The organism is Kibdelosporangium philippinense, assembly GCF_021390435.2.
GTDB classification, from domain to species: domain Bacteria; phylum Actinomycetota; class Actinomycetes; order Mycobacteriales; family Pseudonocardiaceae; genus Kibdelosporangium; species Kibdelosporangium philippinense.
This window is the reverse complement of the sequence record NZ_JAJVCN010000001.1, coordinates 339,305-360,241: the sequence shown is the minus strand read 5'-3', so window position 1 is coordinate 360,241 and position 20,937 is coordinate 339,305. Positions and strand designations below refer to the sequence as shown.

The 20,937-nt window shown below is 65.0% G+C and carries 18 protein-coding genes; 7 read left to right on the top strand and 11 right to left on the bottom strand.

Annotation, left to right across the window (positions count from 1 at the left end; translation table 11 throughout):
* The first annotated feature begins 80 nt into the window (after nt 1-80).
* Nucleotides 81-701 (top strand): helix-turn-helix transcriptional regulator, encoded by a 621-nt coding sequence (locus LWC34_RS01695; RefSeq protein ID WP_233722625.1) that lies wholly within the window; start codon nt 81-83, stop codon nt 699-701.
* Here the strand turns inward: LWC34_RS01695 and LWC34_RS01690 are convergent.
* The 3 genes from LWC34_RS01690 to LWC34_RS01680 form a co-directional block, all read right to left on the bottom strand.
* Complete coding sequence (locus LWC34_RS01690) at nt 698-4,270, bottom strand: BTAD domain-containing putative transcriptional regulator (RefSeq protein ID WP_233722624.1); 3,573 nt, start codon at nt 4,268-4,270, stop codon at nt 698-700. The genes LWC34_RS01695 and LWC34_RS01690 overlap by 4 nt on opposite strands.
* A gap of 40 nt (nt 4,271-4,310) precedes the next feature.
* Nucleotides 4,311-4,649, bottom strand: a complete 339-nt coding sequence (locus LWC34_RS01685) for a YbaB/EbfC family nucleoid-associated protein (protein ID WP_233722623.1) — start codon at nt 4,647-4,649, stop codon at nt 4,311-4,313.
* A gap of 148 nt (nt 4,650-4,797) precedes the next feature.
* Nucleotides 4,798-5,520 carry a methyltransferase domain-containing protein gene (locus LWC34_RS01680; protein ID WP_233722622.1) on the bottom strand — a complete coding sequence of 241 codons (723 nt, stop codon included), beginning with the start codon at nt 5,518-5,520 and terminating at the stop codon, nt 4,798-4,800.
* Here LWC34_RS01680 and LWC34_RS01675 point away from each other — a divergent pair.
* Nucleotides 5,504-5,953 (top strand): helix-turn-helix domain-containing protein, encoded by a 450-nt coding sequence (locus tag LWC34_RS01675; protein ID WP_233722621.1) that lies wholly within the window; start codon nt 5,504-5,506, stop codon nt 5,951-5,953. The two genes, LWC34_RS01680 and LWC34_RS01675, sit on opposite strands and share 17 nt — an antisense overlap.
* Here the strand turns inward: LWC34_RS01675 and LWC34_RS01670 are convergent.
* A complete protein-coding gene (locus LWC34_RS01670) occupies nt 5,950-6,510 on the bottom strand; it encodes a superoxide dismutase family protein (RefSeq protein ID WP_233722620.1) in 561 nt (186 codons plus the stop codon). The genes LWC34_RS01675 and LWC34_RS01670 overlap by 4 nt on opposite strands.
* Nucleotides 6,511-6,621: 111 nt before the next feature.
* On the opposite strand from LWC34_RS01670, the gene LWC34_RS01665 reads away from it, so the two are divergent.
* Both LWC34_RS01665 and LWC34_RS01660 read left to right on the top strand, forming a co-directional pair.
* Complete coding sequence (locus LWC34_RS01665) at nt 6,622-9,348, top strand: ATP-binding protein (protein ID WP_233722619.1); 2,727 nt, start codon at nt 6,622-6,624, stop codon at nt 9,346-9,348.
* A complete protein-coding gene (locus tag LWC34_RS01660) occupies nt 9,345-12,047 on the top strand; it encodes an ATP-binding protein (RefSeq protein ID WP_233722618.1) in 2,703 nt (900 codons plus the stop codon). The genes LWC34_RS01665 and LWC34_RS01660 overlap by 4 nt, the downstream gene beginning before the upstream one ends.
* On the opposite strand, the gene nthA is transcribed toward LWC34_RS01660, so the two are convergent.
* From nthA to LWC34_RS58640, 3 genes are read right to left on the bottom strand one after another with little or no spacing between them, the layout of a single operon-like run.
* Nucleotides 12,044-12,634, bottom strand: a complete 591-nt coding sequence (gene nthA / locus LWC34_RS01655) for a nitrile hydratase subunit alpha (RefSeq protein ID WP_233722617.1) — start codon at nt 12,632-12,634, stop codon at nt 12,044-12,046. The two genes, LWC34_RS01660 and nthA, sit on opposite strands and share 4 nt — an antisense overlap.
* Entirely contained in the window at nt 12,631-12,894 is a 264-nt protein-coding gene (locus LWC34_RS58645; protein ID WP_372496416.1) for an SH3-like domain-containing protein, read from the bottom strand. The genes nthA and LWC34_RS58645 overlap by 4 nt, the downstream gene beginning before the upstream one ends.
* Nucleotides 12,875-13,168, bottom strand: coding sequence for a hypothetical protein (locus LWC34_RS58640; RefSeq protein WP_372496415.1), 294 nt, complete (start codon nt 13,166-13,168; stop codon nt 12,875-12,877). The genes LWC34_RS58645 and LWC34_RS58640 overlap by 20 nt, the downstream gene beginning before the upstream one ends.
* A 67-nt stretch (nt 13,169-13,235) precedes the next feature.
* On the opposite strand from LWC34_RS58640, the gene LWC34_RS01645 reads away from it, so the two are divergent.
* Together LWC34_RS01645 and LWC34_RS01640 are read left to right on the top strand one after the other, a co-directional pair.
* Nucleotides 13,236-13,421: a hypothetical protein gene (locus LWC34_RS01645; protein ID WP_233722616.1), complete on the top strand. Its 186-nt coding sequence runs from the start codon at nt 13,236-13,238 to the stop codon at nt 13,419-13,421.
* A gap of 69 nt (nt 13,422-13,490) precedes the next feature.
* Nucleotides 13,491-14,222, top strand: a complete 732-nt coding sequence (locus LWC34_RS01640; RefSeq protein WP_233722615.1) for a potassium channel family protein — start codon at nt 13,491-13,493, stop codon at nt 14,220-14,222.
* A 50-nt stretch (nt 14,223-14,272) separates the two neighbouring features.
* Here LWC34_RS01640 and LWC34_RS01635 read toward each other — a convergent pair whose 3' ends face one another.
* Genes LWC34_RS01635 through LWC34_RS01620 form a run of 4 tightly spaced genes read right to left on the bottom strand, consistent with a single transcriptional unit; the run spans nt 14,273 to nt 20,231 of the window.
* Nucleotides 14,273-15,430 carry an acyl-CoA dehydrogenase family protein gene (locus tag LWC34_RS01635; RefSeq protein WP_233722614.1) on the bottom strand — a complete coding sequence of 386 codons (1,158 nt, stop codon included), beginning with the start codon at nt 15,428-15,430 and terminating at the stop codon, nt 14,273-14,275.
* Nucleotides 15,431-15,439: 9 nt separating this feature from the next.
* Nucleotides 15,440-17,230 carry a RiPP maturation radical SAM C-methyltransferase gene (locus LWC34_RS01630; protein ID WP_233722613.1) on the bottom strand — a complete coding sequence of 597 codons (1,791 nt, stop codon included), beginning with the start codon at nt 17,228-17,230 and terminating at the stop codon, nt 15,440-15,442.
* 2 nt (nt 17,231-17,232) lie between these two features.
* Nucleotides 17,233-17,511: a hypothetical protein gene (locus LWC34_RS01625; protein ID WP_233722612.1), complete on the bottom strand. Its 279-nt coding sequence runs from the start codon at nt 17,509-17,511 to the stop codon at nt 17,233-17,235.
* Nucleotides 17,512-17,534: 23 nt separating this feature from the next.
* Complete coding sequence (locus tag LWC34_RS01620; protein ID WP_233722611.1) at nt 17,535-20,231, bottom strand: AfsR/SARP family transcriptional regulator; 2,697 nt, start codon at nt 20,229-20,231, stop codon at nt 17,535-17,537.
* Between the two features lie 102 nt (nt 20,232-20,333).
* On the opposite strand from LWC34_RS01620, the gene LWC34_RS01615 reads away from it, so the two are divergent.
* The gene (locus LWC34_RS01615; RefSeq protein WP_233722610.1) at nt 20,334-20,915 is read left to right on the top strand and encodes an RNA polymerase sigma factor; all 582 of its coding nucleotides are present in this window, start codon (nt 20,334-20,336) and stop codon (nt 20,913-20,915) included.
* The last annotated feature ends 22 nt before the right edge of the window (nt 20,916-20,937 follow it).

The following is a 20,937-nucleotide window of genomic DNA, read 5'->3' as shown; positions in this document are numbered from 1 at the left end:
GTCGAGGTCTCTCGCCGACAAGACTTCGTTAAGACCGCTCGCGCAGACTCTCCCCACCGATCCAGCGTGTGGAGGAGTCCATGGAACAGGTGCGCGTGGCTGTCCAGTCAACGGACCCGATGACCCACGTGGGGCTGACCAGCTTTCTCGGATCTCGTCGCGAACTGACTGTTGTCGACGGCGCCGAGGACCGTCCCGATGTGGTGGTCTTCTCGACTGACCATCTGACCAGTGACGCGATGGCCAGGCTGCGGCAGACCGCGACGGACATCGGCAAGCCGACCGTGTTGATGACCGGCGACCTTGGCGAGGCTCCGCTGTTGACCGTGGTCGAGTGCCATGTCGTAGCGATCTTGCCGAAGAAGACGGCGACCGGTACGCAGCTTGTCGACAGCGTTGTCGCCGCCGCCGAGGGCAACGGGGTCATGCCCCGTGACGTGCTTGGCAAGCTTTTACGGCGGGTCGAGGTGCTGCAGCGTGAGGTGCTCGCGCCTAACGGTCTGAACGCGTCCGGTCTGCAGCCGCGCGAGGTTGACGTGCTCCGGTTGATCGCTGACGGGTGGGACACCGAGGAGATCGCGCAGGAGTTGCGGTACTCGGAACGGACCGTCAAGAACGTCATCTACAACATGACCGCACGTTTGCACCTGCGTAACCGGGCGCACGCCGTGGCGTACGCCTTGCGCGCTGGCGTGATCTAGGACGCCTGCCGGATCTCCGACCGCGAGCCCACGCCGAGTTTTGCCATGATCTGCACGACGTGGGCCTGCACGATCCGCCGGGGCAACGACATCCGGGTCGCGATCTCCGGATTGGACAGTCCATTCGAGACCATCGCCGCGATCTGTTGCTCCGCTGCGGACAGGGTGTCCCAGTCGCTGCCGCCGACACCGGGCACGGCGTGCATGGGCTCACGGATGCCGAACTCGCTCATCCGGGCTTTCGCGCGGGCGCGGTCCCAGTTGGCGCCGAGTTCCACGTAGATCCTGAGTGCTTCGCCGTACGCGGTTGTCGCTTGTGGACGCGCACCGCGCACGGCGAGCAGCACGGCCATATCTTCCAAAGCAACCGCTAGTTCAACGGGACGCCCGACCTTGCGGTAGTGGTCGACGGCCACGCGCGCAGGCTCCGGGTCGCCGGTCGCCAAGGCCTGGCAGCGGTGCAAAGCCGCGTACGCACGGGCAGGCACGAGTTCGCGGCTTGCCTCCATCTCGGCCACCGCCATGGCGTCCTCCACCAGGGCCGAGTCGAGCGCCTGGGACAGGCGGATGATCTCCGGCAGCCATTGGTGACGCAGCATCATCTCGGCGTACGCGGGGTTGAGCACGGGCGCGAACTCAGCCAACGCGCCAGGGATGTCGCCGCGTTGGGTCGCGGCCAGCGCACGGGCTGCCAGCAGGAAGTCCTGGCTTTCCCGTTCCGAGTCGGTGATCACCAGGTATCGCTCGGCCGCGTCGAGGTTCGCGGCGAGCGCGGCACGGTCATCCCGGCGGCCCGCGATCAACGCTGAAACGCCGTGCAGCAACAATCCCGCGGGACCGGCGTCCATCAAGCCCGCGTACGTGATGGCTGGACCGTCTTCAGTGATCGCGTCCAGCTCGTAGAGCGCTTCGTCCCAACGACCGGTCCAGTAGTAGTGCACAGCCGCGGCAACTTGAGGGCCGACCGGCAGCCGGTGCTCGACCACGAGTTCGTTGGCGGCACGCAGGTTTTCGTCCGCGTCAGCCATCCGGTCGAGATTCTGCAATGTGAAAAGCCGGTTGTCCAGCAGGTTGAAGTGCATACCTGCGAGCTCCGCTTGGCCACGCACGACATCGATGGCCTCGTCGATGTGGTCGAGCGCTGCCTCGTGGTCCCGGCGGACAGAGTCGACTATCCACTGTGTCTGCAACGCGTGCGCCATCAGACCGACTTCGCCGTCCGCCACGGCTTCCTCGTATGCCGATTTCGCCATGGTTTCGGCGACGTCGACGTCCCTGACGTCACGGACCAAGTGGGCAAGCAAGAACTTGCGTCGCTGGCGCCATTCGTCAGGGACCGATTCGTCCATTTCGGACGCGGTGAGGGTCAGTATCGACTCGTCACGGCGACCGCTGCGGTAGATGATCGCGGCGAGCAGCTGGCGCAGTTCCTCGGTACGGATCGGGTCGGTGGACGCAGCAAGTGCTTGTTCGACCTGATCCGCGGTGACCCTTGTCAGCCGGAAAAGCACCTTGACCTGGGCGGCGAGCAGGATTTCCCGCGCTCGATCGGCCGGATCGAGTGTCTTGAGCACGCCAGCCAGCAGGTCGGCGGCGATCAACGGGCCATGGTTGGCGACTTCCGTGACGTGATCGACAAGCCAGCCAGACACCCACGGTTCCACACTGGACACAGCGGCCACCAGCTGTTCGGCCACCCGGATCGCGGGCGCGTCCGTGCCCGCCAAGGCTTTCGCGGCGGCACGATGTAGCACGATCCGAACGGCCGGGGAGATTCCACTGAGGATCGCCTCGCGCATCAACGGATGTCTGAACACCAGTCGAGGTCCTTCGCCGAAGACCACATTGGCGTCGACCGCTTCGGTCAGCGCCACGCGCAGATCCATCGCCGAGCGCCCGGTCAACGCGACCACGTTGTCCATTGTGGCCTCAGGACCCAGCACAGCCATCCACCGCAGAACCTCATGCGTCCTTTGTGGCAACGCGCCACAGGTGCGTTCGACGGCATCGGCAAGCGAGCGAGGCGCGGTCTCGACCTGAGCCTGATCGATGTGCGCCACACCGTCGATCAAGTCGACCGCCGAGTCACGCACCAATCCGCGGACCATTTCCCGCAGGTACAAAGGGTTTCCGCCAGCCCGATCAGTGACCCGGCGCAGCAGCTTGCCAGGTCTGCCGCCGACCAGAGTGCCGGTCAATGACTCAACATCACTGGGCAGCAAGGGTTCCACCGAAACCAGCAAGGCACGCGAGCGCAACTGATCAAGCTCGGGACGACCATGACCGGTCCGCGAGCACGTCACGAGCAGCAAAGGCAATTGCTTGACGGCCGCGGACAACCGGCGCCAGACGTGCACGCTCGCTTCATCGGCCCATTGCAAGTCGTCAATCACCAGGACAACAGGCCCATGCGCACACATCCGGTCGACCAGTGCAAGCATTCGGTCGACCGCGTCGGAGATCGGGTCGTCGTCGTCACGGCCGGTGTGCACCTGCAGCTGCCTGGCCAGCTCGGCACGATCCGCGTCCGGGGATTTCGGCGTGATGCCAAGGCATTCCATGATCAGCCGGAGCGGGAACCGGATGTCCGGTTCGTCCGCGACCGCCCAGCCGAGCTGGCAGCCCTGGTCCCGGACGCCCCCAAGCGCCTCGATCAGCAGCTCCGACTTGCCGATCCCCGGGTCGCCCTCGATCCAGAGCATGCCACCACGGCCGGCGAGCACATCCGTGACCCGGTCACGGACCTTCGCCACTTCCGCGGCACGACCGACGAACAGCCGCGTATCGCTGCGCGCGATGGCCGCGACGTGCGCGGGCATGACGTCCAGCGGCACCACGGCACGGTCCTCGCCCGCCAGGATCTGCGCATGCACGGCACGCAAAGCTTGGCCAGGCTCGGCCCCAAGCTCCCGCAACAGCGTTTCGCGGGTTTCCTGAAAAACGTCCAAGGCCTCGGCGTGCCGTCCACTGCGAGCAAGCGCCATCATCAGCAACTCCCGCAGCGGCTCACGCAACGGGTGCTCCTGGACCAAAGTGGCGAGTTCAGCCGCGAGCTCCGCGTACCGACCAAGCTCTAGCTGCGCCCGCGCGGCCGCTTCGATCGCACGAAGCCGTGACTCCTCGAGCCGCGTGCGTTCGGCTGTGGCAAAAGGGCCGGGGATCCCGGCAAGCGCCTCGCCGTGCCACAGCCCGAGAGCTTCACTGAGCGTTGCGACAGTAGCGGCGGCCGCGGACTGCTTGCTCGCCTGCGCGACCAGCTCGTCGTACACCTTGACGTCGACGGCTTCCTGCGGCAGTCGCAGTGTGTAACCGTTGTCGGCCGACGCGAGCACGTCCTTGCCCAAGAGTTTGCGCAAGTTCGAGACGTACAGGTAGACCGCGCTCGCGGCACTGTGCGGCGCGGTCTGTCCCCAGACCGCTTCGATCAGCTCCGCCCGTGACACCACCTGACCAGCGCGAACAGCCAAGACCGCGAGTACCGCGCGTTGCCGTGGCGGTCCAAGCTTGAGCTCGACCTCGTCGTCGATGGCGCTTACCTGGCCCAATAACTGCACACGTAACCGCGACACAGCGACAGGCTACAAGGTGTGAGAGCGCGTACACCAACTGTCAGCGGATCAGTTTCCGAAAGATGCCACTTTCATCAGGTTCCTCTGCCTCAACGGGCTGCGGGCCGGACAGGTCGAAGTGCGGCGGAACGACCGGTGCCATCAGGGTCGCGACCCGCTCGCGGGCCTGTGCCTGGGCCTGCCGCAACGTCCGCATGACCGTCGTGGCGAGGTCGGCTGGTGAGAGGCCGAGGTAGGCGCTCGTGGGGAACTGCAAGTCGGTGATCTGACCGTGCTGCCCGACGGTGATCGTCACGACCTTGCGCGGCGCGGTCACCGAGACCGAGATCTCAGCAACGCGTCTACGCACGGCGGCCATGTCTTGGAGAGAAGGAGACATGCAGGCTCTCCTCGCATCGGTGGGAAAACCCTCGTGAGTGGTTATCAGGGTTAGAACACGGATAACCACTCACGAGCAGTAAACGAGCCAGCCAACGCGAGAACAAGAAACCTGCCCGTGCGCACCACCGATGGGTTCCCCTTCGCACTCACCCGGCCATGCTGTCCGATGTGTCCAGTCCACCGCGCGTGGCGCTGGCGAGAAACATAGATACCGCAACAAAGAATCTGCCCGCACGGGCCCGTGCGGTCTGGTCGGCGAGCCACGCTGGATCGTCGGTGAACGTGGAGACTGTTGGGAGCAAACGGGGATCGGTGAGTGCAATCGTATGCACCTCCACCGCGGCATTGACAAAGCCGTTGTCCAGTAGAAGATTCCGATAGCTGCGGGCAACGTACGGATTGGGCAGTGCCGCCGCCCGGTCCAGCAGAATCCGCCGTGTCCGGTCCGGGTCGGACGAGTCGATCAGGAAGTGTTCCCAGTCCTGTCCGACCAGGACGATCCGGCCGCCTGGAGCGAGCACACGACGCGCCTCGGCCAGTGCCCGTGCGGGATCTTGCACGGCGTGCAACACCTTGTCCGCCCGGTATCCCATGACGTTCTCGACCGGGAGCGCGTACGCGTCACCAACACGGAAATCGTGCGGCCATCGGGTCTTCGCCGCCGCGATCATCTCTGGATCAAGGTCGACACCGACGGGCTCCGCACCCTGCGATGCCAGTTCCGCCACGGCACGACCGGTTCCGCACCCGACGTCAACGACAGCGGCACCCGGTGGCAAGGCAAGCAGTTCATAGGTACGGGCGCGCAGTGCGGTGGCTTCGGGCAACTGGTCGAAGACGTCAAGGATGTCGATGAGGGAAGTGGACATGCCAGCCATGCTGGGACTTGATGTCGACATGAAGTCAAGCGAGACGTTCGGAGTCGGGCAGGTCGCCGAGCGGTTCGGCCTAGCCGCCCATGTCCTGCGGCACTGGGAGTCGGAGGGCCTGCTCCAGCCGGAGCGGGACGGCGACCGGCGCCGCTACCGGCAGGGCGATCTTGACCGGGTCGCGCTGATCCGCAAGGCGAAAGAGGCGGGCTTCAGTCTCGCGGAGATCCGGGAGATGTTCGTGGTCGCCGACCCGGCCATGCGCAAGGAGATCATGCGACACCATCAGCAAGCGCTGATCGAACGAATCGCCGAGCTGCAGGCGTCACTCACAATGGTCGAAACCGCGTTGAACTGCGCCCACGAGGACATCACCGAATGTCCCAACTTCCGCCGGGAACTCGTCAGGCTGGCTAGAACTTTAGCCCACTAGAAATCAACACTGAGGCAGGCAAGCCGGGCTCCTGCCGTGCCCGCGTGGCCAGGGTCGGTGTGCGTGTGGGTCTCGTGGATCACGATCGACGACGCGTCCCGATCGCCGAAGCCCCACTTCACGCGCGCGACCGCGACAGCGTTGCCGAACCGGTCAGTGGTGAAGTCCAGCCAGACCTCGTTGCGGGGATTGGCGTACGCCGGGTCGACCGACGGCTGTACCGGGTCCTTCTTGTTCTGGAAGTGCGGTCCGGAGTCCGCGGGCGCCGGGCCACATGGCTTGACGTGCACGTGCGCGCCGTACTGACGCTTGGGCAGCAAGCTCTGCACCGACAGCAGCACCGTCGACCCCTGCGGCGTGGAGACGCTCAGCACGGACAAGGTCGCGCCCGCCGGGGCGAGCTTCGGGTTGTAGGTGACGCCGCCCGCGTTGGGTTTGTAGGCGTAGATCTTCGAGGATGCCGTGGTCACCCGCATGGACGGGATCTCAGCCGCCGAGCCGCTGCCACCGAGCAGCACCACCGCCGGGACGATCGCGGCCAACGCCAGGTAACGCATAGTCACTCCTAGTCAGTTCCACCCACCACTGTGGATAGTGCACTACCTGCTGGCCCGCCGCCGATCGGCCGCGGGAGTTCTCTACCATCCGGGTGAGGGGGTGCGCAGGGGATGAAGCCACGGCTGACCGGCCGGGACCGGGAAACAGCCACATTGGCGGGGATTTTGGCCGAGGCCGAGCAGGGCAACGGCCAGCTCGTGCTGATTTCCGGCGAAGCGGGCATCGGCAAGACCCGGCTGGCCGACCACGCGGCCGACACGGCCCGTGATCTTGGCTTCGCTGTGCTCACCGGCCAGGCTGACCCGTTGCAGACCGGTCTCGCGTACGCCCCGATCGTCTCGGCACTGCGCAACCACCTGGACTCGCTTGAAAGCACCGAAATGCTGCGCGGCCTGCCCGATCTCGGTCGCCTGATCACCGACCCGCGACTTCCCCAACCCGCGCCTGGCGGTGATCCCGCGCTCAACCGAACCCACATGTTCGAAGCGGTACTCAGGCTCCTGCACCTGAGTGCTCCTCTGCTGCTGATCATCGACGACCTGCACTGGGCCGACGACGGCACCATCGAACTCGTCCATTACCTGGGTCGCGGGACCAGCAACGGCCAGTTCGTCGTGCTCGGCACCTGCCGGACGCCGCAATCCGGGCAACGCCTGACAGACTTGGCGACGCTCGTCCGTCGCAACGGGACAGAGCTGGTTCTCCAGCCGCTCAACGACTCCGACCTCGCGGACCTCCTGCATGACCTGCTGGGCAGTCGGCCGCACGAGCATCTGCTCCAGGAAATGTCCGCACGCACCAAAGGCGTGCCGTTGTTCGTCCGTGCCCTCGCGCCCGTGCTCCCGGACGGCGGCCCGCTTCCGGCGATCGTGCGAGACGTCGTGCTCAGCCGCCTGCACGCACTCGACGAACCCGAGCGCGCCATCCTCGACCTCATCGCGGTCGCCGCGACCGCGGCAACGGCAGAAGTCCTCGGTATCAGCCCGACCGACCCTGCTCTGCACAATTTGCTGAGACAGGGCCATATCGAAGAGCACATAACGGGCCGTCAGCTCACCTACCGCGTCACCCACCCGCTCTACGCCGAAGTCGCCTACGCCGAACTCACCGAAAGCGAACGCCGGAAACTCCACGCCAAACTGGCCGCGGCAATCGGATCCGACGACGTCCTCGCAGCCGCACCGCACTATCGAGGCGCGGGCGAACTCGTCGACACCGAACAAGCCATCGACATCTTCACCGCCGCGGGCAAACGCGCACTGGACGTGGTCGCCGCGCCCGAAGCAGTCGAGTACTTCTCCCGCGCCCTGCACCTGGCCAGCGCAACCGACAAGGTGCCGGGACTGCTGGACAACCTCGGTCTTGCGTACCAGGGCATCGGTGATCTCGACGCGGCCACGGACATCTGGCTGAAACGGCTGGCGATCGCCGAGGCCGACGGTGACATGGACCGTCAGGCAGCGCTTCGCGTGCAATTGGCCGTCCTGGAGTCCGAGCGCGGCAACCCGCAAAGCGCGGACAAGCACGTGACCGCACGAATGGGGTTGACCGACGATGTCCAGTCGGCCGCGTTGCGCGTGACGATCGCGGCAAGGCACTGGAATCCCGCGGACATCGGCCGCCTGCTCGACGAAACCGAGGCAACGGTCAAGGACGATCCGAGGCCGCAAGCACAAGCCCTGAGGTACTGCGTAACCGGTTTCCGGGCGGCGTACCAGGGTGATTTCAGCGCGGCACACCGCGATCTGCTGATCGCCGAACGGCACGGCAGGCAGTCGGCCGACGACGTCGGCATGATCGTTCCGTTCAACCCGTTGCGCGTGCACATCGGGATCTGTGTGCTGATCGGCCAGATCCCGAAGGCCGTGGAACTGGCCACGTTCGGCACCAGGACCAGCGCGGCTTTCGTGCTCCCGTCTGCGACCTACTCGCTACGGCTGGCCCGCACCACCTTGCTGTATTTCACCGGCGACCTTCCTGGCGCTTTGGCCGCGTTGGACGACGACCTCGCGAACGTTGCCGAGCTCGGCCTGAACCGGCTGCACGCCAGGATGCTCGCGCACAAAGCGCACCTGCTGGCCGAGATGGGCCGGACCGACGAGGCCACGCAGTGCGTCAAGCAGGCCGCGCAATGGCGTAAGACGCACGAGAACGCGCTGGAGCACGGGCTGCAGACGGCAAAAGCCGCGATTGCCTTGGTATCCGGCCATCCCGAGCACGCTCCGGACATGAGCACCGAGGGCTACGCGATCCGGGAACCGTTGATCAGCACGTTGCGCAACCTGGTCGCGGGCCAGACAGCCATCGCCGCGAAGGATGTCACCACCGCGCAGACGATCACGGACTCGCTGCGGACGAGCGGCCGGACGGCCCCGCTGCTCGATGTCCTTGCTGACCGATTCACCGGTTTGCTGACGTCCGACAACGAAATCCTTGTCCAGGCGGCACGCCGGTTCGAGGAGATGGGCGCGCCGCTGCTCGCCGCCCAGACTTCGCTGGAAGCTGCGGAGATCGTGCCGGACCGCGAGGCGATCAAGGCAAGCCTTGACCAGTTCCAACGATCGGGCGTGACGCCGTGGATCGACCGCGCACGCCGCCTTGCTCGTGCCAACGGCATCACCCAGCCAGCTGGTAAAACCGATGGAGTGTTGTCGAAAAGGGAAGCCGAGATCGTTCGCTTCGTCGGCCATGGACTGTCCAATGCGGACATTGCCACTCGGCTGTTTCTCAGCACACGGACCGTGGAAACTCATCTGCGCAACAGCTATCGCAAGCTCGACATCACGTCGCGAGTGCGCCTGGCGCAATGGGTCCTCCAGCACGAGGACGAGCTGTGATCGGGCGCGACCGGGAACAGGCCGCGATCGCCGAAATGCTGGCGACAGCCGAGCGCGGACAGGGGACGCTCGTGCTGCTGTCCGGCGAACCGGGCATCGGCAAAACCCGGCTCGCCGAGTACGCGGCCGGCGTCGCGCGGGATCGTGGTTTCACAGTCCTGACCGGCCAAGCAGATCCGCTGCAAGCCGGTCTCGCGTACGCCCCGATCGTCTCCGCGCTCCGGTCGCACCTGGACACGCTTGCTAGCCCCGAAATGCTGCCCGACCTCGGCAGGTTGATCACCGACCCACGGCTACCGCAGCCCGCGCCCGGCGGCGATCCGGCACTCAACCGGACTCACATGTTCGAAGCAGTGCTGCGGCTCCTGAAAATGAGTGCTCCCCTGCTGCTGATCATCGACGACCTGCACTGGGCCGACGACGGCACCATCGAACTCATCCACTACCTCGGCCGCGGCACCGCCACCAGCCAGCTGGTGGTGATCGGGACATGCCGGACGCCGACCGCGGGCCGAAGATTGACCGATTTGGCCACGCTGGTCCGCCGAAACGGCACAGAACTGGCATTGCAGCCACTCAACGACACGGATCTGGCCAGCCTGCTGGCGGATCTGCTCGGTGAGCCGCCGAAACAGGACCTGCTGCAGGAGATGTCCTCGCGTACGAGGGGCGTCCCCTTGTTCGTCACGGCACTGGCTTCGCTACAAGGCCAAGGACCGCTGCCCGCGATCGTCCGGGACGTCGTGCTCAGCCGCCTGCACGCGCTGGACGAACCCGAGCGCGCCATCCTCGACCTCATCGCGGTCGCCGGAACGGCAGCCACAGCAGAGGTTCTCGCGTTGCCGCCAGGCGATCCGGCGCTGCGTAACCTGTTGCGGCAAGGCCATATCGAAGAGCACGTGACCGGACGCCAACTCACCTACCGCGTCACCCACCCGCTCTACGCCGAAGTCGCCTACGCTGAACTCACCGAAAGCGAACGCCGGAAACTCCACGCCAAGCTCGCGGCGGCGATCGACACCGGCACATCCGAGACCATCCTCGCGGCGGCGCCGCACTACCGAGGCGCGGGCGAACTCGTCGACACCCAACGAGCCATCGACATCTTCACCGCCGCGGGCAAACGCGCGTTGGACGTGGTCGCGACGCAGGAGGCCGTCGAGTACCTCGACCGGGCACTGGCTCTGGCCAGGGACGCACGGCCGGAAATCGTGCCGGAGCTGCTGGATTGCCTTGGTCTGGCGTATCAGGGAACCGGGCGGCTGGCCGAGGCCGCCGAGGTCTGGCACGAACGTCTGCAGATCGCGCGGAACAACGTCGAGGAGGCCAGGCAGATCCAGCTGCTCGTGCAGCTGGCGATGCTGGAGTCCGAACGCGGGAACGGCGCCGCCGCGCACAGCCACGTCGACGCGATCTCACGGCTACGCGGCGAGGATGACATCGAGTACGCCAGCATGCGGATCGCGATGGTCGCCCGGCACCTGCCGATCGACAGCGCCCGCGTTGCCTATCAGCAGCTGGTGACCGCGTTCGAGGGCCGGCCGGACCCCGCGTCGCAAGCGATGTTCCACATCGCCAAGTCTTTCCCCGCCATGCTCGACCGCGACTTCGTGGCCGCGGACTGGCATTTGCGTACTGCCGAAGAGGTAGGCGCGGACAGCATGAGCAAGTTCCCGTCGTTGTCCTTCGTGCCACGCCGGATCCACCCGGGCGTGTCACTGTTGCTCGGCGATCTCCCAGCAGCCACCCGGCAGGCGGACATCGCGAGGGTGGCGAGCGCGGCCTTCATGCTGCCATCCGCGGTCTACTCGATCCGGATGCTGCAGCGGACCGTGCAGTACTTCGGCGGCGATCTCGCCAGCACCCTGGCCGCGGTCGAAGAGGACATCGACGGCAGCACACAGACCGGGTTGTACCGGCTGACCGCGCGTTTCTACGTGTTCCGGGCCTGTCTGCTCGCCGAGCTCGGCAGGCTGGACGAGGCCAACCAGAGCATGCGGCTCGCCAGGAGCCGTCCAGCCGTCAGTGACAACGCGCTGGACATGGGCTGGGCCACCGCTGAAGCCGCGATCGCGTGCTACTCCGGCCATCCATCGCAGGCGCCCAAGTTCGTTGCGGAAGCTTTCCCGTTCAGCGACCCGACCATCTGTTGTCTTCGGTTGCTCAGCGCGAGCCAAGCCTCGATCGCCGCCAAGGACGCCGCGTCAGCCGCCGGGGTTCAGCAGGTCCTGTACTCCACCAAGGCGAACGCGCCGATGCTCGTGGCGCTGTCCGACCGGCACGACGGCTTGATGCAGGGTGACGCGGAACTTCTCCGTGCCGCCGCACGCCAATTCGAGGAAATGGGTGCGCCCTTGCTTGCCGCACAGACCTTGTTGGAAGCGGCAGAGCTCGATCCCGACCGCGACACCATCCTCCAGTGCCTGGAACGGCTCCAACACGTCCAGCCGTGGTTCGAGCGGGCACGCAAGTTGGCCCGCACGCATCGGGTCGAGCGGAGCGAAAGCGTGCTCACCGCACGGGAAGCCGAGATCGTCCGCCTTGTCGGCACTGGACTGTCCAATGCAGACATTGCAACACGACTGTTTCTCAGCGCCCGCACGGTCGAGACCCATCTGCGCAACAGCTACCGCAAGCTGGACATCCCTTCACGGCTACGGCTCGCGCAATGGGCGCTGCAGCATGAGGATGAGCTTTAAACCGGTGCCGTGCCAATGAGTCCGTTGCGGGTCACCAGGTCGGCCAACTGTTCCTCGGTGAGGTTCTCGGTGCCAGCCGGACGGACGGGAATGACGATGTACCGGGTTTCCGCGTTGGCGTCCCATACTGTGACTTCGACTTCGGGGCGCAGGTCCAAGCCGAATTCCCGCAACACTTCCCGTGGGGTTCGGACCACCCTCGACCGGTAGCTCTCGCTTTTGTACCAAGTGGGTGAAGGGCCCAGCAGGGCAAGCGGGTAACAAGAGCACAGCGTGCACACGACAACGTTGTGCTCACGGTCCGAATTCGCCACCGCGTGCAGGTCCTGCACGTGCAATCCGCCGCTCATCGACAAGTCGAGCTCGTTGATGGCCGCAGGGGCGTCCGCGAGCAGCCGGTCCCGGAATTCGGGATCCACCCATGCCCTTGCCACGATCCGGGCACCATTCGCCGGTGACGAACGGTTGAGAAAGGCCGCCAATGTTTCGTCGAGCGCACCCGGAATCACCAAGCCGCGCTCTTCGAGCAGGCGTTCCATCTGGCGGACACGGGCCGCGATCGGCGCGTCGGAATGATCACCACTCACAGCTGCTCCATGTACCTCTCCCACAGGCTCACGGTCACCGTGTGATCGCCTGTGCCGAACAGTTCGGTCGCGGTGAACCGGACCGCGTAAACCGGCTCTTCTTGGGCGGAAATTCCCTGTGCGACGTCGTCAGGAACCGGATGCGCGCCCTGTGTTCCGACGACCGTGCCGACCGCGCCGCGGATGTAGGACGGCAGCCTGGTGTGGTGCGGCGGGTCGACGGCTTTGGCCCGAACCTGATCACCCGTGGTGAACGTCATCCAGCTCCTCCGCGGAGAAAACGCCCTTTTCGATCAGGAGTGTGCGAATCGCCAGAAACCACCGCTCGTAGTACGACGCGGCCAGGTATTGACTGGGTGACAGCCGTTCGATCGCGTCACGGAACTCGTCGAGCTGATAGATCCCGTGCCGGAGCATCGCGCCGTTGAGGGCGAAGACGTGCGCCTCCCAGTCCGCGTGAAAAGGCGGCTCCTCCTGCTCGAGTTCGATCTTGCCGAACCCCTGCACACCGCCGACGTCGTTGATCCGGCTCATGATCCGATGTTAACTCTGGGAACAAGAGTTAACATGAGTTTGCGGTTCGCTGGGTTACTCTCAAACCATGCAGACCAGGTCACGGCTGAAAGAGGCACTCACGCTGTCGGCCGTGCTGTGCTTCATCTACACGGTCGCGATCTTCTTCACCGCGCTGGACGGCAAGGTCGACTACGTCTACGCGTTGGTCACCGGCCCGGCCGCGATCGTGCTCGGTCTCGGTTTGATTGTGCGCTGCCGACCAGGACGCTGAGCCGGACGTGCTTTGATTGTGCCCTCTTGGCCAGGTCGTTTGACGCCTGATCGCGGTTAGAGTGTCGCGGTGAACGAGCAGCGACTGTCCAATTGGGAACGCCGAACGGAATGGCCACTGAGTGTGCTCGCCATGGCGTTCCTTGTGGCATATGCCTGGCAGGTACTGCATGTCAGTGCACCCGCTGGCGTGCATCTCGGTCTGGAGATCACGCTGTGGGTGATCTGGTCGGTATTCGCTGTCGACTATGTGACCCGGTTGATCCTTGCCGAGCGGAAACTGCGTTTCATCTGGCGGCACCTGTTCGATTTGCTCGCGGTGGCGCTGCCGATGGTCCGGCAATTGCGCGCGTTGCGCGTGGTCACGCTGTTGCGGGTGCTCAACCGTAAGGCGTCGACGGCATTCCGTGGCCGGGTGGCGATTTATGTCGGCATTGTGACCGTGCTGGTGAGTTTCGCGTCGGCGATCGCGGTCCTGGATGCCGAGCGGGCGAATCCGGATGCCGGAATCGACTCGTTCCCGAAAGCCCTGTGGTGGACGCTGACCACGATCTCCACGGTTGGTTATGGCGATGTCTATCCGACGACGTGGGAAGGCAGGCTCGTCGCGGCGACGCTGATGGTCGGCGGCATCGCGTTGCTCGGTGTGATCACCGGAATGATCGCGTCCTGGCTGCTTGAGCGAATTCAGCAGGCCGAGGCGACAGTGCACCAGGAAACCGACGAGCTGCACGTGGAGCTGGTGACCTTGCGTGAAGAAGTCCGGCGATTAAGGGAAGAGCTGGCGAAAACCTCCTCGTGAGTGGTTAGCCGTGTTCTAACCCGCATAACCACTCACGAGCCCCGACCAGGTCAGGAATCGAGCCCTCCGCGCGCGATGAGCTGACGCACGATCACGTTCCGCTGGATCTCGTTGGTGCCCTCGCCGACGATCATCAGTGGCGCGTCCCGGAAATACCGCTCAACGTCGAACTCTGTCGAGTACCCGTAGCCGCCGTGAATCCGGACCGCGGTCAACGCGATCTGCATCGCGGTCTCCGAAGCGAATAGCTTCGCCATCCCGGCTTCCATGTCCACCCTGCGCCCCGCGTCGGCCTCTCGGGCCGCGTGCAAGGTCAATTGCCGGGCCGCGGACAGCGAGGTGGCCATGTCGGCCAGGTAGTTGCCGATGGACTGGTGCTGCCAGATCGGTTTGCCGAACGACTCCCGGCTTTGCGCGTACGCAAGGGAATCCTCCAGCGCCGCCCGGCCGACACCAAGGGCCCTCGCCGCGACCTGCAGCCTGCCGGTCTCCAGTCCCGTCATCATCTGCGCGAACCCATCGCCCTCGACGCCACCGAGAATCGCGTCCCACGGCGCCTGGTAGTCCTCAAAGGACAGTTCGCAGCTTTCCACGCCCTTGTAGCCGAGCTTGGGCAGGTCCCGGGACACCGTGAGGCCTGGACCGTGTTCGGCCAGCAGGATCGAGATGCCGTGATGGACCGGCTGAGCATCAGGATCTGTCTTGCACAGCAAGGCAATGAGTTGGGAACGGCGTGAGTTCGTGATCCACGTCTTCGACCCGTTGACCACATACCCGTCTTCGGTTTTACGAGCCACAGTGCGCATGGCCTGCAGATCCGAGCCACCACCTGGCTCGGTCAGTGCCATCGTGGCACGGACCGAGCCGGTGGCCATGCGGGGCAGATAGTGCTGTTTCTGCTCTGGTGTCCCGAATTTGAGCAGGAGCTTGCAGACGACCGTATGCCCGCCCATCGCACCGGCCAGGCTCATCCAGCCGCGAGCCAGTTCCTCGGTGATCAGCACGTAGCAGGGCATCGAGACCGGGGTGCCGCCGTATTCCTCGGGAACCGCGAGACCGAAGATGCCGAGTTCCTTCATCCGCTCGATCAGCGCCTCGGGGTAGGTATTGGCGTGTTCGAGCTCGCGGACGACCGGTTTGACGTCTTTGTCGACGAACTCCTTCACGGTCCGAACCATGAACTGTTCGTCGTCGGACAGGGTAGTCACTCCGACACATTAACGCCCACGCGTCGCTGGAAGGGCGAGCGAAAGGGCCAGTGACTCGTCAAGGAACATCAGTCCGCGCTCCTGGAACTGGGCAAACGCGTCCTCGATCGCCCGGACCGGCACATCGAGGCCAAGTTTGTCCCGGACAACCGACGCAGTCGTCGGACGGTCGCTACAGGCCAGGTAGATGCGGGCGAGCGTGTCGCGGAACGTGTACGTGCCCTCGCGGCCTTCGTGCCTGCCGTCGTAGATCCGCAGGTAGCCCGGTGAGGACCAATAGGTCAGGATGGGGCGTTGTGGCGACTCCCAGAGGGTGTTCCACGCAGCCACTTCACCAGCCAGGTCGGTGTAAGTCTCGGCGGGCAGGGTGTCGTCCATTTCGTACTCGAAGAAGTACGCGACCTTGTCGAGGTCGACCGTCTTCGGGTACACGTACTGATAGCTGCGTTCCGGCGCCCGGTGCCGCATCTTGAACCGGGTGTACATCGGACTGAACCGCTCCAACCAGACCCGTGCCGCGCTGCCGGGCGGTTGCAGGTGAACCAGGTGCGGGATGACGGCTGCTTGCGCAGCGTAGTCCGCCTCGGTTTCACCGGGGAAGCCCCACAGGATGTTCCAGCCGACATCGATGCCGTAATACCGCGCCCAGCGCAGGAGATTGACGTTCTGCGCGGCCCGGACTCCTTTGTCCATCAGCCGGAGAACATTGGAGCTCAAGGATTCCAGGCCTGGTTGCAGATGCGTGACGCCGGCCGAGACGAGGAGTTTGAGCTGCGCGCGACTCAGGTTGGCTTTGACTTCGTAGAACAGTTCGTAGTCGCTTTCAAGCAGAGCAGGAAAGAGTTCCTTGAGGTAGCGCGGTTCCATGATGTTGTCGACGGCCTCGAACCGGAACACGCCGTATCGCCTCGCCAGTCCGGCCAGTTCGGCGAGCACACGGTCCGCGGACTTGGCGCGGAACTTCATGGTCGTGCCGTTGAGACCGCAGAACGTGCAATGGTGTTTGGCGCCCCACCAACAGCCACGGGCGGATTCGAACGGAAGCCACACGGTCTCCGGCAGCAGACCCACTGCCGAGGCACGTTCGAAGTACTCGTCGTACACCGGAACCGGCGTGTCGTCGAGCGCTTCAAGTGGCGGTTGCGCCGCAGCCGCGCCATTGCGGCTCGCGACTCCCGGTACCGCCAACGGATCGGTGCCCTCCGACAAAGCCTTGAGCAGCCGGGGAAACGCGGTGTCACCTTCGCCGATCACCGCGAAGTCGATACAGTCGACCGACCGCACCAGCTCAAGGCCCATCTCCCCGTCGAAGTTGGCGCCGCCGAAGATCGTGACAATGCCTGGATACCGTTCCTTCAACCGGCGAGCCAGCGCGAACGACGCGGTGTTCTGCTGGAACGTACAGCTGAACCCGACAACTTCGGCTTCGTGCCAAGGAAACCCGTCAACCAAGGAGTCGAGGAACGCTGGCACATCATGATCCCTCGTGTGCGTCAGCCGACGCCCTGAGTCGGCCAAATAGGACAGTTCGGCTTCGAACTCCTCAGCGAACAAAGCGTCCGGATCTGGCGCGGCCGCGCCGAACGCCTCCACAGAGAACAGCCAGTCGCCGATCATCCGGCCGCGCATGTCCGCGAGCTGCTGGTAGTACTCGATCCCGATACGTGCGGCGAAGTCCAGGTTGGCATGCACCGTACGCACCGGGAAACCGTTCGCCTCGGCGATCGCCCGCAACAGTCCCAACTGGATGGACGGGCGATCGGCGTGCATGAACGGCATCGAGACGAGAACCGTTCGCATGACTACGGCTTGATGTACCGCGGCTTGATGTACCGCGAGCTGTATTTACCGGTGATACCAGGCGAATTGGCGTCATAGCTGACCGTCAGCTGGGTCCTGCCCTGCGCGAAGGCGTCGCCGAACTCCGACGAGTACGCGCGGAAACCAGTCATGATGGCGTCGGCCATCCCGCAGAGCATCCGGTCGAACAGCTCACGATCCTCAGCGGACAGTCCACTCGCGAACTTGTCGATTCTCGGCAGCATCTCGGTGAAGTCCCGCGCGCTGGTGACGTCGTCCATTTCTCCCCTTAAAGTGTGTTGTCTCATCCCAGTTTGACTCTGACCTCGTCAGCTTCCCGAAGCCCGATCTGCTCGAACCTCTCGACCGCACGCTGCCAGGCGACGTGGGCCGACTCGATGTCGCCCGCGTTCTCGTACGCATCCCCCAACGAGGTGAGCGCGATGGCTTCGGAATGCCGGTTGCCCAGCTCATGGTTGACGTCGACCGACGACTGGTGGCACACGATCGCACGCTCGTGATCGCCGAGACGGCTGTACGCGAGACCGAGGCTGTCCCACGTCTGCGCCGCGCCCACACTGTCGCCCAGTTTCAGTTGCAGGTCAATGGCTTTCTGGCAATAGTTGAGCGCGTCCACATGCGCACCGAGCAGTGCGTACAGGAATCCGACGGCGTTGAGCGCCCGACCTTCCCCCGGCTTGTGCCCAGCGCCTCGGAACACGTCAAGGCAGTGTTGCGCGTACTTCAACGCCTCCGCATGCCGGTTCTCCCGTTCCAGCATCCAGCAGAAGCATTGCAGCACAAGACCTTCGCCCAACCGATCACCGGCCTTGCGGTAGAGGTCGAGCGCCAGTCGAAGCAGCTCCGCGCCCTCGTCAACCCGTCCGAAAAGGATGTGCGACGATCCGATGAAGCATTGCGCGTAGGCCTCTTTCGCCGGGTCGCCCAGCCGCTTGGCCGCTTCACGCGCGGGCAGCAGCGCACTGAGTTGTTCGTGCCGCAGTCCTCTGCGCGTGAAGTACCGGCGCAATGTCCACGCCAGCGACCAGACTTCCTCGTCGAAGCCCTGGGTCTGGTTGATCGCCGCGAGCATCACTCGGTGCTCAGTATTGAACCACCGCAACGCCCGCGCCTTATCCATAATGGACTCGACGGCAACACCGGCAGGCAGCTTCGGAAACTCGGGCGGTTCTTCCCTGAAGGGATCGAGCAGGCCGTCAGCGATATTTCCACTGTGGACGTAATAGCCAAGCATGCGTCGCTTCGCCGCGTGCCGGTCGCTGTCGGCTTGGGCGAGTTCGGCGGCGTAAGCCCGAAGCAGGTCATGGAACTCGTAGCGCCCAGGGGTTTCCTCAGCGACCAGGTGCGCACCAGCCAGCTCCGCCAGCGGTGAACGAACCTGCGCGACCGGCAACCCGCTCATGCTCGCCGCGGCACGAACACTGAAGTCAGGGCCGGGATGCAGGCCAAGCAACCGGAACAACCGCGCGCTGGTCTCGGTCAACTGCAGGTAGGACCAGGAAAACACGGCCCTGGGGTCGGTGGCTGGATCGGCGCCGGATAACTCGTCAAGGCCGTCACGCAGTTCGTCAGCCAACGCGGCAAGGCTGAACTTGGGGTGCGTCGCGGCCCGTGCGGCAACCACTGCCAGCGCCAGCGGAAGGCGCGCGCAGAGCTGGATGATGTCGTCGACCGCTGCGGACTCGGCCTCGACTCGCTCAGCGCCGACCCTTTGGGCAAGCAGGCTTCTTGCTTCGGCGGCATCGAGCAGTTCGAGCAGCATCGGATACGCGCCTTCGGCCACCAGCCCGGCAAGCTGATCCCGGCTGGTCACGAGCACAAGGCACTGCGACGAACCCGGCAGCAGCGGCCGAACCTGCTCGGCATCGCGTGCGTTGTCCAGCACGATCAGCACGCGCCGGTCGGCCAGCAGGCTGCGATACAACCCAACCTGAGCCTCGAATCCGGTCGGGACACGTTCGCGGGGCACGTAGAAGGCATCGAGAAACCCACGTACGGCCTCGGCTGGGGTGACCGGTGTCCCGGTTGGATCGAACCCGCGCAGGTTCAAATACAGCTGGCCATCAGGGAAATCGGCGCGGACCTGGTGCGCCCAGTGCACGACAAGGGACGTCTTGCCAACGCCCGCGGTCCCCGCGACCACGACGGTCCGGGCCCGTTCGAGCTTGCCCAACTGTCCTAGTTGCTCTTCCCGGCCAGCGAATCCGTAGACGTCAGGCGGCAATTGCGCGGGTGCCAGCGCGGTCGGCTTCAGCGGTTTCGGCAGTTCACCGCGCAGCAGCGAGCTGTGCAGGGCCTGCAACTCCGGTCCGGGATCCGTGCCGAGTTCGTCGGCGAGCCGCTGCCGGATGAGGGTGTACCGGTCGAGTGCTTCCGCGTCCCGGCCTGCCGTGTGCAATGCCCGGATCAGGACGTGCTCGAACTGCTCAGCCAGCGGGTATTCGGTCGCGAGATCCCGGAAAACGTCGATCACGTCGGCCGAGCGCCCGAGTTTCAGCTCGGTGTCACCCCATTGGACGATCGCGTCGAGGCGTCGGCGTGACCAGCGATCCCTGACCTGCTCGACCCATTCGCCGGGGATGCCCGCAAGGGGCGTGCCCTGCCACAGCGCCAACGCGTCCGTGAGCATCGCGGCCTTGTCGGCGTCACGCAGTTCCTTACTCTGCTCGACCAGCTGCCAGAACCGGTGCATGTCCACCGCGTCTGGCGGCACGTCAAGGACGTAGCCAGCAGGTCTGCGCTCCAGAGTGGCCGTTCCTTTGAGCAACCGCCGGATTCGGCTGAGGTGCGAGTAGAGCACGTTGCGGGCCTCGACCGGCGGGTCGGCGTCCCAGACGCGGTCGATCAGGGTCTCGATCGGGACGGGTTTGCCCACGTCGACAAGCAGGGCGGCGAGCACGGCTTGCTGGCGCGGCGTTCCCACGTCGGCGAGCCAGTCTCCCGCCCTCAGCTGTACCTCCCCGAACAGCCGAAACTCCATGTTTCTCGATGCTTGTCGGTCCGCAAGGTTGCTGCAAGGTCCGCGAGCAGGGCGTGGCGAAATCGTGAAGCCGACGGGGAAAGTGCCGAGCAGGGGGACACGATGGTTCTGACGGCTTTGGTGGCTGGGGCGTCGCGAGGACAGGCGTCGGCGTGGACGACGCTTGTCCGGCGATATCGGCCGTTGGTGTCCGCGATTTGCCGAAATTTCGGCATCATGGGCGTCGACGCCGACGACGTGGCTGGGACGGTGTGGCTTCGTCTGGTGGCGAACGTGACGGCGATTCGCGATCCGGAAGCCTTGCCGGGATGGATCGTGACGACCACGCGGCGGGAATGCTTGCAGCTGCTGCGCGATCGGACTCGGCAGGTGGCTCGGGAGACCGAGGAGATGGCAGACATCCTCGCGCCCGGGCCGGACAGCCGGTTGCTGGTGGACGAGCGGCGCGACGCGCTGCGTGAAGCGATTGACGGACTGTCCGGTCGGGACCAGCAGTTGTTGTCGTTGTTGTTCGCTGATCCACCGATTCCGTATGCCGAGATCAGTGTCCGGCTCGGCATGCCAATTGGGGCGATCGGGCCGACCAGACAGCGCTGCCTCGCGCGAGTGCGCAAAAGCCCAGGTATCGCGGCACTGCTGGTCAACGAGTGTCACGTAAATAGGAGGCTGGACGAAGCCTCCTGATACAGCGGATGTGTGTTAGGCC

Coding starts and splice junctions, on each gene's coding strand:
- LWC34_RS01685 (WP_233722623.1), bottom strand. CDS start 4,649: ATGTCTCCTTCTCTCCAAGACATGGCCGCCGTGCGTAGACGCGTTGCT.
- LWC34_RS58640 (WP_372496415.1), bottom strand. CDS start 13,168: ATGAGCCGGATCAACGACGTCGGCGGTGTGCAGGGGTTCGGCAAGATC.
- LWC34_RS01620 (WP_233722611.1), bottom strand. CDS start 20,231: ATGGAGTTTCGGCTGTTCGGGGAGGTACAGCTGAGGGCGGGAGACTGG.
- LWC34_RS01615 (WP_233722610.1), top strand. CDS start 20,334: ATGGTTCTGACGGCTTTGGTGGCTGGGGCGTCGCGAGGACAGGCGTCG.
- LWC34_RS01630 (WP_233722613.1), bottom strand. CDS start 17,230: ATGCGAACGGTTCTCGTCTCGATGCCGTTCATGCACGCCGATCGCCCG.
- LWC34_RS58645 (WP_372496416.1), bottom strand. CDS start 12,894: ATGACGTTCACCACGGGTGATCAGGTTCGGGCCAAAGCCGTCGACCCG.
- LWC34_RS01695 (WP_233722625.1), top strand. CDS start 81: ATGGAACAGGTGCGCGTGGCTGTCCAGTCAACGGACCCGATGACCCAC.
- LWC34_RS01675 (WP_233722621.1), top strand. CDS start 5,504: ATGAGGGAAGTGGACATGCCAGCCATGCTGGGACTTGATGTCGACATG.
- LWC34_RS01665 (WP_233722619.1), top strand. CDS start 6,622: ATGAAGCCACGGCTGACCGGCCGGGACCGGGAAACAGCCACATTGGCG.
- LWC34_RS01680 (WP_233722622.1), bottom strand. CDS start 5,520: ATGTCCACTTCCCTCATCGACATCCTTGACGTCTTCGACCAGTTGCCC.
- LWC34_RS01645 (WP_233722616.1), top strand. CDS start 13,236: ATGCAGACCAGGTCACGGCTGAAAGAGGCACTCACGCTGTCGGCCGTG.
- LWC34_RS01625 (WP_233722612.1), bottom strand. CDS start 17,511: ATGGACGACGTCACCAGCGCGCGGGACTTCACCGAGATGCTGCCGAGA.
- LWC34_RS01670 (WP_233722620.1), bottom strand. CDS start 6,510: ATGCGTTACCTGGCGTTGGCCGCGATCGTCCCGGCGGTGGTGCTGCTC.